Source organism: Salipiger abyssi (assembly GCF_001975705.1).
GTDB classification, from domain to species: domain Bacteria; phylum Pseudomonadota; class Alphaproteobacteria; order Rhodobacterales; family Rhodobacteraceae; genus Salipiger; species Salipiger abyssi.
Window position 1 is genome coordinate 1,123,669 of the sequence record NZ_CP015093.1, and the last position, 12,852, is coordinate 1,136,520.

Annotated in this window: 12 protein-coding genes; 4 read left to right on the forward strand and 8 right to left on the reverse strand. The window is 68.7% G+C overall.

Annotation, left to right across the window (positions count from 1 at the left end; all coding sequences use genetic code 11):
* Nucleotides 1–18 precede the first annotated feature (18 nt).
* From tilS to ybgC, 8 genes are all read right to left on the reverse strand, one after another.
* Nucleotides 19–1,362: a tRNA lysidine(34) synthetase TilS gene (gene tilS, locus Ga0080574_RS09100; protein WP_076697533.1), complete on the reverse strand. Its 1,344-nt coding sequence runs from the start codon at nt 1,360–1,362 to the stop codon at nt 19–21.
* The gene (ybgF, locus tag Ga0080574_RS09105) at nt 1,359–2,189 is read right to left on the reverse strand and encodes a tol-pal system protein YbgF (RefSeq protein ID WP_076697536.1); all 831 of its coding nucleotides are present in this window, start codon (nt 2,187–2,189) and stop codon (nt 1,359–1,361) included. The genes tilS and ybgF overlap by 4 nt, the downstream gene beginning before the upstream one ends.
* Nucleotides 2,190–2,194: 5 nt before the next feature.
* A complete protein-coding gene (gene pal, locus Ga0080574_RS09110) occupies nt 2,195–2,716 on the reverse strand; it encodes a peptidoglycan-associated lipoprotein Pal (RefSeq protein ID WP_076697539.1) in 522 nt (173 codons plus the stop codon).
* A gap of 157 nt (nt 2,717–2,873) precedes the next feature.
* Nucleotides 2,874–4,196 (reverse strand): Tol-Pal system beta propeller repeat protein TolB, encoded by a 1,323-nt coding sequence (gene tolB, locus Ga0080574_RS09115; protein WP_156876329.1) that lies wholly within the window; start codon nt 4,194–4,196, stop codon nt 2,874–2,876.
* Between the two features lie 125 nt (nt 4,197–4,321).
* Nucleotides 4,322–5,110, reverse strand: coding sequence for a cell envelope integrity protein TolA (gene tolA / locus Ga0080574_RS09120; protein WP_237219343.1), 789 nt, complete (start codon nt 5,108–5,110; stop codon nt 4,322–4,324).
* A 429-nt stretch (nt 5,111–5,539) separates the two neighbouring features.
* Nucleotides 5,540–6,022 (reverse strand): protein TolR, encoded by a 483-nt coding sequence (tolR, locus tag Ga0080574_RS09125; RefSeq protein WP_076697542.1) that lies wholly within the window; start codon nt 6,020–6,022, stop codon nt 5,540–5,542.
* 3 nt (nt 6,023–6,025) lie between these two features.
* Complete coding sequence (tolQ, locus tag Ga0080574_RS09130; RefSeq protein WP_076697561.1) at nt 6,026–6,721, reverse strand: protein TolQ; 696 nt, start codon at nt 6,719–6,721, stop codon at nt 6,026–6,028.
* 150 nt (nt 6,722–6,871) lie between these two features.
* A complete protein-coding gene (gene ybgC, locus Ga0080574_RS09135) occupies nt 6,872–7,261 on the reverse strand; it encodes a tol-pal system-associated acyl-CoA thioesterase (protein WP_076697572.1) in 390 nt (129 codons plus the stop codon).
* A gap of 111 nt (nt 7,262–7,372) precedes the next feature.
* On the opposite strand from ybgC, the gene Ga0080574_RS09140 reads away from it, so the two are divergent.
* From Ga0080574_RS09140 to holA, 4 genes are all read left to right on the forward strand, one after another.
* Nucleotides 7,373–8,563 (forward strand): Aq_097 family APC-type transporter, encoded by a 1,191-nt coding sequence (locus Ga0080574_RS09140; RefSeq protein ID WP_076697578.1) that lies wholly within the window; start codon nt 7,373–7,375, stop codon nt 8,561–8,563.
* Between the two features lie 207 nt (nt 8,564–8,770).
* The gene (leuS, locus tag Ga0080574_RS09145; RefSeq protein WP_076697587.1) at nt 8,771–11,341 is read left to right on the forward strand and encodes a leucine--tRNA ligase; all 2,571 of its coding nucleotides are present in this window, start codon (nt 8,771–8,773) and stop codon (nt 11,339–11,341) included.
* The gene (lptE, locus tag Ga0080574_RS09150; protein WP_076697594.1) at nt 11,328–11,813 is read left to right on the forward strand and encodes an LPS assembly lipoprotein LptE; all 486 of its coding nucleotides are present in this window, start codon (nt 11,328–11,330) and stop codon (nt 11,811–11,813) included. The genes leuS and lptE overlap by 14 nt, the downstream gene beginning before the upstream one ends.
* Nucleotides 11,810–12,838 (forward strand): DNA polymerase III subunit delta, encoded by a 1,029-nt coding sequence (holA, locus tag Ga0080574_RS09155; protein WP_076697598.1) that lies wholly within the window; start codon nt 11,810–11,812, stop codon nt 12,836–12,838. Before lptE ends, holA begins: the two co-directional genes overlap by 4 nt.
* Nucleotides 12,839–12,852 lie beyond the last annotated feature (14 nt).

The window sequence follows — 12,852 nt, forward strand, 5'->3', positions numbered from 1 at the left end:
AGGATCGGACGCGCCGGTTCAATGCGAAAGAAGGAAGGATGGGAAACCCAACCCTTCCCGTCCCATGGGCCAGAGCGCCGTTGTGCCCCCCGGTCCGAGCCCCAGCGCGTCACAGGCGAGGAGCTGGTCGCCGTCCCAGATTGCGGGCAGCGCCCGCGCCACCGCATGGGCCGGGCCGGGTTCGCGCGCGCGACCTGCCTGACGCCAGCCCTCCTCGCCGAGGGCCCGGATCTCGAAGCCGGCGAGATCCTCGTGGAAAACCCGCCACTTGCCGTCCCAGAGCGCCTGCGGCGACACCGGCACGCGCAGCTCGGCAACGACGGCATATTCCCGGTAAAGGCGGATCTCCTCGCGCCCGGTGCGCGCTTCGCAGCCCAGCAGAGTGCCGGCCCCGCCAGAGAGCAGCCGGTCGATCAGCGCCTCCAGCGGCGCGGCGCGCGGGCGATATTCCGCTGAGGCGATGAATTGCAGCGACGCGGCAAGCAGCCGCAGCTGGGTGTCGCGGTCGAGCGTTTCGAAACCGGCGCGTGTCAGGACCATCTCACCTGTCGTGACGTCAAGACGCCCGCAGCGCGCCCAGGCCTCCGCCGCGCGCGCCTTCAGCGTATCGCGCGCCCGCGCCATCCGGCCCGCCGTAGCCGCCAGCCCCTCCGCATCGAGGCCATGGGGCGCAAGCTCTGCCAGCAGCCGGCGGATCCGGGCGCGGTCGTAGCGCGGATCCTCGTTGCTGGGGTCCTCCACCCAGCGGCCGTTGAGAACGCGCAGGTAATGGCGCAGCTCTTCCCGCCCCATGTCGAGGCAGGGCCGGACGATCTCGAACCGCTGCGGATCGCCGCCTGCGGGCGGTCTTGCGCCGACAACCTCCTCCGGCGCAAGCGCGCGCTGCGGTGCGGGCTGGTGGATCTGTCGCATCGGCGCCATGGCGGAAAGACCGTCGACGCCGGAGCCGCGCGCCAGCCGCATCAGGAAGGTCTCGGCCACGTCGTCGCGCGTATGCGCCAGCAGCACATGCCCGATCCCGCCGCGCCAGCGCCCGATCATGTCGAGCCGCCCGCGCCGCGCGGCATCCATCAGATTGCCCTGCCCGTCCCAGCGCCAGTGCAGCACCGCATGCGGATGGCCGAGCTCTTCGCAGGTCTCGCGCACCAGCGCGGCCTCACTGGCGGCCTCGGGACGCAGCCCGTGATCCACGGTGACCACCCAGAGCCGCACGCCCCAGGTATGGGTCCAGTTATGCGCGAGCGTCAGCATCGCCATGCTGTCGCCGCCGCCCGAGACGGCGAGTGCGATATCGGTTGGAAAATCGGGGCCCAGCGCCGCGCCCATGGCATCGGCAAAGCGCTGGTCGAGGCTGGGCGTCACGGGCAGTTGAGGCGGCTCCGCTCGGCTTGCGCCTCTGCCACCGCGTCGCTGCCGGGATAGCGCGCCGAAACCTCGGCCAGCGTGACGCAGGCCTCGTCGGTGCTGCCGAGCGCGCCCAGCGAGGCGCCCAGACGCCAGAGCGCCTCGGGGCCGGCCTCACTTTCGGGATAGCTGGCATAGGCGTCGAGAAAGCGCCGCGCGGCCTCGCGGGTGTTGCCCATCTCGCTCAGGGCGCGGCCCTCCCCGACCAGCGCCGCAGGCTCTAGCGGGCTGCCGGGAAAGGTCTCGCGGAAGGCCGCAAACTGGTTCGCGGCGCCTTGAAAGTCACCGGAGGCGAGCGCCTCCTGCGCCCGCCGGTAGTCTGTCTGTTCGCCGATGGCGAGTTCCGCGCCGCCCGAGGGCAGCGTTTCAGGGGCCGGGCTCGGCGCGGGCGCCGGCACGGACGAAGCGCTTTCGCCCCCCAGCAGCGGCGTGTCGCCCAGCGAGCCGATGTCGCAGGAGGGCTCCAGCTCGCAGAGGCGGAAGTTCAGATCGCCGATCCGGTTGCTGCCGTCGCTGACGACCCGGTCGATGCGGTGCTGCAATTCCTCGGCACGGGCGGTGAGGCGCTGAAGCTCGGCCTCGATGGTATTGACCCGGTCGAGCGTGCCGCCGCTGACCTGCACGTCGCGCAGGCCGGTGGTGTTGAGCTCCTGCTTGAGCCGCAGCAGTTCCGTCGTCAGGACCGAAAGGTCCTGACGGATATCGGCCAGCGTCTCGGTACTCTGGGCCTCGGCGCCACTGACGGCGGCGAGACTCAGGCTCAGCGCGAGGGCGGCGAGGCGCATGCGCGTCAGCTCCCGAGACCCATCGAGATCACGGTGACCGCGCGCCGGTTCTTGGCGTAGCAGGCCTCTTCCGAGCAGATCTCGACCGGGCGCTCCTTGCCGTAGCTGACGAAGCGCAGGCGGTTCGCGGCGATGCCCTTGGAGATCAGGTATTCCATCGTCGCATTGGCGCGGCGGGCGCCCAGCGCGATGTTGTATTCCCGCGTGCCCTGTTCGTCGGCATGCCCCTCGATCACCGCGAGGTAATCGTTATTGGCCATCAGCCATTGCGCCTGCGCATCGAGCGTGGCGCGCGCCTCGGGGCTCAGCGTCGACTGGTCGACGGCAAAGAACACCCGATCGCCGACGGTCTGGCTGAAATAGGCCGGCGAGGCGGGATCGTTGGCGCTGCCGGGCACGATGCCGCCATTGGCACCGGCGCCGGCACCGTAGCCCGCGCCGGCCTCGCCGCCAAAGCGGTCGCCATTGGTACAGGCCGCGAGGCCAAGGGCGGCGGCGATGATCAGGGCCTTGGAGAGATATGTCATGAAGCTGTCCTGCTCGAAGATTGCCCGCAGGCTACCATAGGCTGCGGGACTTGAAAATGCGGCGGAGCGGCAGAGATTTTTCGGACGAAAAATCTCTCTGCCCCAGGTCCGGGGTGCCGAAAAATCTTCGTACGAAGATTTTTCCGGGCACCGCGTGTCATTGCAGCGGCCCCCAGCTCGGATCCGAGGCCCCGTCGGGGGTGCGCACGCGGGTGAGTTTGCGCCCAGCCACATCCACCGTGTAGAGCGAGGAGGTGCCCTGCGCGCCCTGGGTTTCGCGCGAGAACATGATCACCCGCCCGTTCGGCGCCCATGTCGGCCCCTCATCCAGCCGCGAGGCGGTCAGCAGCCGTTCCTCGCTGCCATCGGTGCGCATCACGCCGATGTGGAACCGACCCTGGTTCTGCTTGGTGAAGGCGATGAGATCGCCGCGCGGCGACCAGACCGGCGTGCCGTAACGGCCTTGCCCGAAGCTGATCCGCGTCGCCTCGCCGCCGCCGGTGGGCATCACATAAAGCTGCTGCGTGCCCGAGCGGTCGCTTTCAAAGACGATGCGGCTGCCATCCGGCGAAAAGCTCGGCGCCGTCTCGATGGCCGGCGTAAACGTCAGCTGCTGGGTCGCGCCACTGGCGATGTCGCGCATGTAGATATCGGTGTTCGACCCGGAGGTCACCGAATAGACCACCCGGCTGCCATCCGGCGAGAAGCGCGGCGCAAAGCTCATGACACCGCCGCCCGATTGCAGGATCTGGCTCTGCACCGAGCCCACGTTCAGCACATGCACGCGCGGTTCGCCGGTCTCGTAGCTGGTATAGAGCACCCGGTCGCCATTGGGCGAGAAACGCGGCGCCAGAACGATGGAGCGGCTGTCGGTCAGGTACTGCACATTGGCGCCGTCGTAATCCATGATCGCCAAACGCTTGGCACGCTCGTCCTTGGGGCCGCTTTCCGACACGAAAACCACCCGGCTGTCGAAATAGCCGGTCTCCCCGGTCAGCCGCGAATAGACCTGATCGGCCACCTTATGCGCCAGCCGGCGCCAGCCATCGGAGGTGGCGGCAAACTGCATGCCCTGCCCCAGCTCGGTGCCGGCGAACACGTCCCAGACGCGGAACTTCACCGTCACCCGTCCGCCCTCTTCGGACACCGCCCCGGTCAGCAGCACCAATGCGTTGATCGCCTTCCAGTCGGCGAACTGCACCGGGCTCTGGAACGAGGTGATGCGGCTGATATGCGCCTCGCGCGGGATCTCGCGAAAGAGCCCGGTGCCGGTGAGATCGTCGGCCACCACGCGGGCGATCTGCTGCGCGTATTCCGAAGCGCCCGGCGTCTCGGCGACGAAATCGGGCACCGCATAGGCCATGGGCTCGATCGTGCCCTCGGTGATCTCGATCCGAAGCGGGCCGTTCTGGGCCTGGGCCGGGGCGGCGAGCGCAAGCGCCGTCACCACCGCCAGACACAGTGCGAGGATATGTTTCATGCCAGAGCTCTCCTTGCCGATCCTGCCTGCGCGTGTCGCGTCTTTGATCCGATGATAGCGCCCGGACAGGGCCCGGACAAAGATTTGCCCCGGATGCAATGGGCGGTTCCTTGCCGGTTGCGGGGTCATCGCAGCCTCATCTGCTCGGGGTTGAAGGTCATCTCGATCTGCTTCCATTGCTGGTATTTCTCCTGCGGAAGATCGTAGCCATTGCCCTGACAGCGCAGGATCGCCCGGCGGGCGGCCTGGAAGGCGGTTTCCGCCGCGGCACCGCTGCCGCCTTCGGACCCGAGCAGCCGCAGGCTGGAGGCCACGACCTGGCCGGTGGGCTCCATATCCATGCCGATCGTCACGGTCACACCCGCCGCCTCGCTGCCGACATCCACGAGCCAGCAGCGCTGCACGGCGACGCGCAGCGCCTCCTGCTCGCCACGGGTCAGCGGCGGCCCGGAGGGCGCATCCGACGGCGCGTCGGCACTACCGCCGCCCGCCAGCGCCTGGGCGATGGCGTCGGCCACGGCGTCCTCCGTCGTGTCCGGCGTCTCGGGGGCCGACGCGGTGTCAGAAGGCTGCGATTGTGTCGTCTCCTCGGGCTCCTCCGGCTCCGGTTCGGAGCGCGCGGCGAGATCGCTCGGGCGGGTGCGCGGGCGCACCGAGCCCGGTGGCGCCGCCGCCGGGGTCTCGGCCTCGGTGACGATCTCGGTCGCGGTCTCTTCGGGCGCGGTGGCCTCCTGCTCTTCCTCGGCGACATCCGGGCTTTCGGCATCGGGCGTCGCGGCCTGTTGGGTCTCTTCCGCCTCGGTCACGTCGGGCTCGGGCGGCGCGACCGGTTCGGCAGCCACGCGCGGCGCCGGACGCGGCACCGGGCGCGGCGCGGTTTCCGGCGCCAGCACCTGCGGCACCGGTTCCGCCACCGGCGGCGCGGGGTCGGGTACGGGCTCCGGTTCCGGCGCGGGGGCCGGTGCCGGGGTCGGTTCGGGTTCTGGTGCGGGCTCGGGCGCCGGTGGTTCCGGCTGCGGCTCCGGCGCAGGCTCGGGTGCGGGCGGTTCGGGCGCGGGTTCCGGGGCCGGTTCTGGCTGCGGTTCCGGTTCCGGCTCGGGCTGCGGCGCGGGGCTGGCTCTGCCGTGGGTTCCGGCGCGGGCGGCGCGTCTGGTTCCGGCGACACCTCGGGCGCCTGCGCGGCACGGGTCATCGCGGCGAATTCCGCCTCCGAGATCACCGAGACATCGGCCACCTCGAATTCCGGCGGGTCCGGACGGAAGACGTTTCCGACCAGCAGCCACAGGATCACCAGGGCATGCACCCCGGCGGATATGAGAAAGCTCTTGCGCAATCAGGCCCCCTCAGCCGCCGTCCGCGCCGTCCATCGCCGGGCCGCCGCTGTCGGTCACGAGCCCGATCGAGGAAAACCCGCCGCGATTGAGCGCGCCCATCACCTGCGCCACCGTCTGATAGGGCACCGCCCCGTCAGCGCGCAGGAAGATACGGTCGTCGGCGCGTTCCACGGCGATGGCGCGCAGCCGGTTGATCAGCTCGTCCATCGGCACTTCGGTGGTCTGGATCATCACCGTGCCCTCGGCGGTGATCGTCACCGCCAGCGGCTCCTCGGCCTCCGACGGCAGCGAGCTGGCCGCCGTCTTGGGCAGCTCGACCGGAACGCCGACCGTGAGCAGCGGCGCCGCCACCATGAAGATGATCAGCAGCACCAGCATCACGTCGACCATCGGCGTGACGTTGATCTCGGCCATGGGCTGGCTTCTCGCTCCGCCCCTGCGGCGTCTGCGACCGCCGCCGCCTCCGCCCGATTTCACAACCCCGGCGCCCATGGATCAGGAATCCAGCTGGCGCGACAGGATGGTCGAGAACTCGTCGGCAAAGGCCTCGTAACCCGCGATGATGCGGTCGGCATCCGCCGAGAGCTTGTTGTAGAAGATCACCGCCGGGATCGCCGCCACCAGACCCAGCGCCGTCGCAAAGAGCGCCTCGGCGATGCCGGGCGCCACCACGACCAGCGAGGTGTCCTGCTGCTGGGCGATCTCGATAAAGGCATGCATGATGCCCCAGACCGTGCCGAAGAGCCCGACGAAGGGCGCGGTCGAGCCGACCGTCGCCAGCACCGGCAGACCGCGCTGAAGCTCTTCGCTCTCCTTCTGGATCGCCACGTCCATCGAGCGGTCGATCCGCGCATGGGCGCCGGCGATCAGCCCGCCATCGTCGCGATGCGAGCGCCGCCATTCGGTCATGCCGGCGGCAAAGACGCGCTGTGCTCGGCCTTTCGGGTCGGAGCCGATCTGGTCGTAAAGCTCGTCCAGCGGGTCGCCGGACCAGAAGGCGCGGTCGAACTTGGCGGCCTCGCGCCGGGCGCGGCGATAGCTGACGATCTTTTCGAAAATGATCGCCCAGCCCCAGACCGAAGCCAGAACCAGCAACAGCATGACCAGCTTGACGGTGAGTGTGGCGCGCGCAAAGAGCCCCCACATGGAGAAATCGATCTCCTGCGCGAGCGCAAGGGTTTGTGGATCCATTAGCCTGCTCTTCCTCTCGGGCCTCTGTTATCGAGGCTCTCGTTAGCGGCGAATCTATCCCATTTGCAGGGGAAACGCCAACACATTGGCGTCATCGCGCCGCAGAGCACGGCTTTGGGCGGTGTTTTGCCTGCGCAGCGCCCGAAAGCGTCAGTGAACCCGCCGGCGCAGCTGCTCCGGCAACCGCGTCGGCTGACCGTCGAGATGCATCGCCACCAGCGTAACCTCGGCGGAGAACAGCACCTCGCCGTCGCGCAGCACCGTCTGCGACAGCACCAGCCGCACACCGCCGACCGAGCGCACCTCGGTCTGCACGCTCAGCGTGTCCTCGAACTGCGCCGGGGCGCGGAAGTCCGCCTCGATCCGGCGCAGGACAAAGACCACGCCCTCGTGCTCGCGCATCGCGTTCTGGTCGATGCCGAGGCTGCGGACCCAGTCGGAGCGGGCGCGCTCGATGAATTTGAGGTAATTGGCGTGATAGACGATCCCCGCCATGTCGGTGTCTTCGTAATACACCTGTACCGGAAACTCATGCACCATGGGACGCGCTCCGCTTGCCTCGCGCCGCGACCCTAGGCGGCGCGCGAGCGGCATGCAACCCGGCCCCGGCGCCCTTTCCGCCGGCGGCGAAAGCGCTTAAGCCTCGGCGCCATGATGACCGCCCTGATCCTCGCCGCGACGCTCGCCACCGGCGCGCTGCTGCTCTGGCCGCGCCTCGCGGGCGCGCCACTCTGGCGCGCGGCGGTCACGCCGCTGGCCTCGATCATCGGCAGCGGCTTTCTCGTGCTGGGGCCGATCCTCGACACCTCCTACGGCGCCTGGGCGCCGCTGGTCATGGCGGCGCTCTGCCTCGTGGCCTACGGGTTCGGCGCCGCGATCCGCTTCAACATCGCCCGCCGCGCGGCAGAGGCGCCCCGGACGCAGACAGAGGAGCGGCTGGAGGCCCTTGCCTCCTGGGCGCTGGCCTTCGCCTATTTCATCTCGGTCGCCTATTACCTCAACCTCTTCGGCGCCTTCGGCATGCGGCTGACGCCGTGGAACGACGCGCTGCATGCTCGGCTGCTGACCAGCGCCATGCTGCTGGCCATCCTCGTGATCGGCTGGACAAAGGGTTTTTCGGCGCTGGAGCGGCTGGAGCAGGTGAGCGTCGGGCTGAAGCTGGCGATCATCGCCGGGCTGCTGGCGGGGCTGATCTGGTTCTTTGCCGGCAAGGCGCAGGCCGGGGAGCTTCTGCTCAACCCCGCGACGCAGACCGGCTGGGCCGGGCTGGCGCTGGCCTTCGGCCTCATCGTCACGGTGCAGGGCTTTGAGACCGCACGCTATCTGGGCGCCGAATACGACCCGCCAACGCGGATCCGCGCGATGAAGATCGCGCAGGGGCTCTCGACGGCGATCTACATGATCTATGTGCTGCTCATCGCCTATGTCTTTGCGCCGGGCACCGAGGATCTGAGCGAGACCGCGATCATCGGGCTGATGGCGCTGGTGGCGCCGGTTCTGCCGCTGATGCTGACGGCGGCGGCGCTGGCGGCGCAGTTCAGCGCGGCGGTGGCCGATACCGGCGGCGCCGGAGGTCTGATCTCCGAGCTGACCGGCGGGCGGCTGCCGCAGCGGCTCTCCTATGCGCTGCTGGTGGGGTTCGGGCTGGCGCTGACCTGGGGGTTCGACGTGTTCGAGATCATCTCGCATGCCTCGCGCGCCTTTGCCGCCTATTACGCGGTGCAGGCGGGGATCGCCTGCCGGGGCGCCTATGCGCAGGGGCGCCCGGCGCTGGCGGCGGGGTTCGCGGCAATGGCGGCGCTGGGGCTGGCGATCACGGTGTTCGGCACACCGGTGGAGTGAGGCGGTTTCGAGCAGACGCCGGGCGCTTGAGCATTGTCCGGCACGGCTCACCCGAACCTCAGCGCAGGCCCGATGAGCCCGTAACGAGGACCACTTCTCTTCCGAACCCGCGCCAAACCGGCCTCCCGCAGGACACTGGCACTGGACGCCACGCCCCCATGCGCCTATCACCCCGCCCCGAGACCCGTCCGTTCCGAGGGAAACCAGATGTCGCGTTACGACCCCGCTTCGATCGAGCCGAAATGGCAGGCCGCCTGGGACAAGGCCCTGACCTTCAAGGCCACCCGCACCGCCGGCAAGCCGAAATACTACGTGCTCGAGATGTTCCCCTACCCGTCCGGGCGCATCCATATCGGCCATGTGCGCAACTACACGATGGGCGACGTGATCGCGCGTTATAAAAAGCAGAACGGCTTCAACGTGCTGCACCCGATGGGGTTCGACGCCTTCGGCATGCCCGCCGAAAACGCCGCCATGGCCTCGGGCGGTCACCCCAAGGACTGGACCTATTCCAATATCGACACCATGGTCGAGCAGATGAAGCCGCTGGGCTTCGGGCTCGACTGGTCGCGCATGTTCGCCACCTGCGACCCGGAGTATTACGGTCAGCAGCAGGCGCTGTTCCTCGATTTCCTGCATGCCGGGCTGGTCTACCGCAAGAACGCCGTGGTGAACTGGGATCCGGTCGATATGACCGTGCTGGCCAACGAACAGGTCGAGAACGGGCGCGGCTGGCGCTCGGGCGCGCTGGTCGAGCGCAAGGAACTCACCCAGTGGTTCTTCAAGATCTCGGATTTCTCGGGCGAGCTGCTCGATGCGCTCGACGGGCTCGACGACTGGCCGGCCAAGGTCAAGCTGATGCAGGCCAACTGGATCGGCCGCTCGCGCGGGCTGCAATTCGCCTTCTCCACCGTCGACGCGCCGGACGGGTTCGACCGGATCGAGGTCTACACCACCCGCCCCGACACGCTGATGGGCGCGAGCTTTGTCGGCATCTCGCCCGACCATCCGCTGGCGAAACATCTTGAGCGCGACAACGCGGAAGTGGCGGAGTTCGTCGCCGAATGCCGCCGTATGGGCACGTCGGAGGAAGAGCTGGAGAAGGCCGAGAAGCGCGGTCTCAACACCGGCATCACCGTGCGCCACCCGTTCGACACGGCGGTCGAGCTGCCGGTCTATATCGCGAACTTCATCCTGATGGATTACGGCACCGGTGCGATTTTCGGCTGCCCCGGCCACGATGCGCGCGACCATGAATTCGCGACGAAATACGGCCTGCCCATCGTCGACACCTTCCTGCCGCTCGACGGCGATCACGACATCCAGGCCGCGCCCTTCGTGCCGGCCAAGACCGAAGCGGTGCGCTATACCCGCCTGATCGCCGGCGAGGTCGAGCAGACCGGTGAGGACGCAGTTAATGCGGCGGTGGATTTCTGCGAAGCCAATGGCGTCGGTCACGGCGTCACCAAATACCGCCTGCGCGACTGGGGCCTGTCGCGGCAGCGCTACTGGGGCTGCCCGATCCCGGTGGTGCATTGCGAAAGCTGCGGCGTGGTGCCGGAGAAGAAAGAAAACCTCCCCATCCAGCTCCCCTATGACGAGGGCGGCAAGCCCATCGACTTCTCGGTGCCCGGTAACCCGCTCGACCGGCACCCGAGCTGGCGCGACTGCGCCTGCCCGCAATGCGGCGCGCCGGCCAAGCGCGAGACCGACACGATGGACACCTTCGTGGACTCGAGCTGGTATTTCGCCCGCTTCACCGCGCCGGACGCCGAGACGCCCACCGTCATGGAAGAGGCCGAATACTGGATGAATGTCGACCAGTATATCGGCGGCATCGAACACGCGATCTTGCACCTGCTCTATTCGCGCTTCTTCGCACGCGCCATGTACATCACCGGCCACCTGCCGGAGAAATGCAAGGAGCCGTTCAACGCGCTCTTCACCCAGGGCATGGTGACCCACGCGATCTACCAGACCAAGGATGCCAAGGGCCGCCCGGTCTATCACTATCCCGAGGCGGTCGAGCTGCGGGACGGCAAGGGCTATCTGGAGGACGGCACCGAGGTGGAGATCGTCCCCTCGGCCAAGATGTCGAAATCCAAGAACAACGTGGTCGATCCGGTGGCGATCATCGGCCAGTACGGCGCCGATACCGCGCGCTGGTTCGTGCTGAGCGACAGCCCGCCCGAGCGCGACGTGGAATGGACCGCCGCCGGCGCCGAGGCCGCCAGCAAGCACCTCTCGCGCGTCTATCGCGCCTGCGCCGAGATCGCCGAGGCCGATGTGCCCGCGACGCAAGAGGACGAGGCGATGCTGCGGGAGATGCACAAGAGCATCCACGACGTGACGCTGGGCATCGAAAGCTTCGGCTTCAACGCTGCCATCGCGCGGCTCTACGCCTTCACCAACGCGCTGACCAAATCGCGCGCCGGTACGGCGGTGAAGCGCGAGGCGGCAAAGGTTCTGGCGCAACTCATGTCGCCGATGACGCCGCACCTCTCCGAAGAGATCTGGCAGTTGCTGGGCGGCGAGGGGCTGATTGCCGATGCGCCCTGGCCGGTGGCCGACGAGGCCATGCTCGTCGAGGATACGGTGACCCTGCCGATCCAGGTCAATGGCAAGCGGCGCGGCGAACTGACCGTGCCCAAGGACATGCCCAAGGAAGAGGTTGAAAAACTGGTGCTGGCGCATGAAGCTGTGGAGCGGACCCTGAACGGGGCCGCACCGAAAAAGCTGATCGTCGTACCGGGCCGGATCGTCAATGTGGTTGCCTGATCGCAGAACCCTGCTTCTCTCGCTCGCAGCCCTCGCCGGCTGCGGCTTCACCCCGGTCTACGGGCCGCAGGGCGGTGGCGGCGCGTTGCTGAACGCGGTGGCACTGTCCGAGCCCGACGACCGCTACGACTATGATTTCAACGCCCGCTTCGAAGAGCGGCTGGGCCGTGGTGCCGGGCCCTATGCGCTGGATGTGACCATTTCCACCGGGGTGACCGGGCTCGGCTCGCTCGCCGACGGGCAGACAACGCGCTACCGGCTGACCGGCCGCGCCGATTACGTGCTGAGCCCCGCAGGCAGCGAAGAGGCGCTGATTGCCGGGCGCACCGATGCCTTCACCTCCTACTCCGCCACCGGCTCCACCGCCGCCACCCAGGCCGCCGAGCGCGACGCCAAGCGGCGGCTGATGGTGATTCTCGCCGATCAGGTGATCGACCGGCTGCTGCTCGACGCGGATGCGCTGCCGCAATGAAGCTGACGGGCCGCGACGCACAGGCCTTTTTCCGCAAGCCGGATCCGACGCGCGCCGGCGTGCTGCTCTATGGCGAGGACGCGATGCGCGTGGCGCATCGCCGGCAGGAGGTCATCGCCGCGCTGGTCGGCCCCGAGGGCGAGGCCGAGATGCGGCTCACCCGGATTTCCGGCGCCGAGCTGCGCCGCGATCCGGCCATGCTGCTCGACGCGATCAAGGCGCAGGGGTTTTTCCCCGGCCCGCGCGTGGCCTTTGTCGAGGAGGCGGGCGACGGGCTCGCCGATATCGTCTCGCGCGCGCTGGAGGACTGGCGCGAGGGCGATGCGCAGGTGATCGTGACCGCCGGGCAGCTTGCGGCGAGATCGAAGCTGCGCAAGCTCTTCGAGGGGCATCGCAACGCGCTCGCCATCGGCATCTATTCCGACCCGCCGGGCCGCGAGGAGATCGAGGCGGCGCTGAGCAAGGCCGGGCTGGAACAGGTCGACCGCGCCGCCTTCGACGCGCTGGAGGCGCTGGGAAGGGCGCTGGAGCCGGGCGATTTCCGGCAGGTTCTGGAAAAGCTGGCGCTCTACAAGCTCGACGACCCGGCGCCGCTGACGCCCGAAGAGGTCGCCGCCTGCGCCCCAGCCTCCATCGAGGCCGAGCTCGACGACGTTCTGAACGTGGTGGCCGAGGGCCGCAGCGCCGAGATCGGTCCGCTGGTGCAGCGCCTCGAAGGTCAGGGCGTCACGCCAGTCACGCTGCTGATCATGGCGATGCGGCACTTCCGGGTGCTTTACGCGTTGGCCTCGTCTCCGGGCGGGCCGCAGGCGGGGCTGCAAAAGCTGCGTCCGCCGCTTTTCGGTCCGCGCCGCGACCGCATGCTGCGACAGGCGCAAGGCTGGTCCGCCGACCGGTTGGAGGCGGCGCTGGGAATGCTCATGGACACCGACCTGTCGATCCGCTCGGCGGGGCAGCGGGCGCCGGCCATGGCGCTGGTCGAGCGCGGTTTCGTCCGGCTGGCCTGGCTGCGCAACCGGCGATAGCGGCGGGACGCATC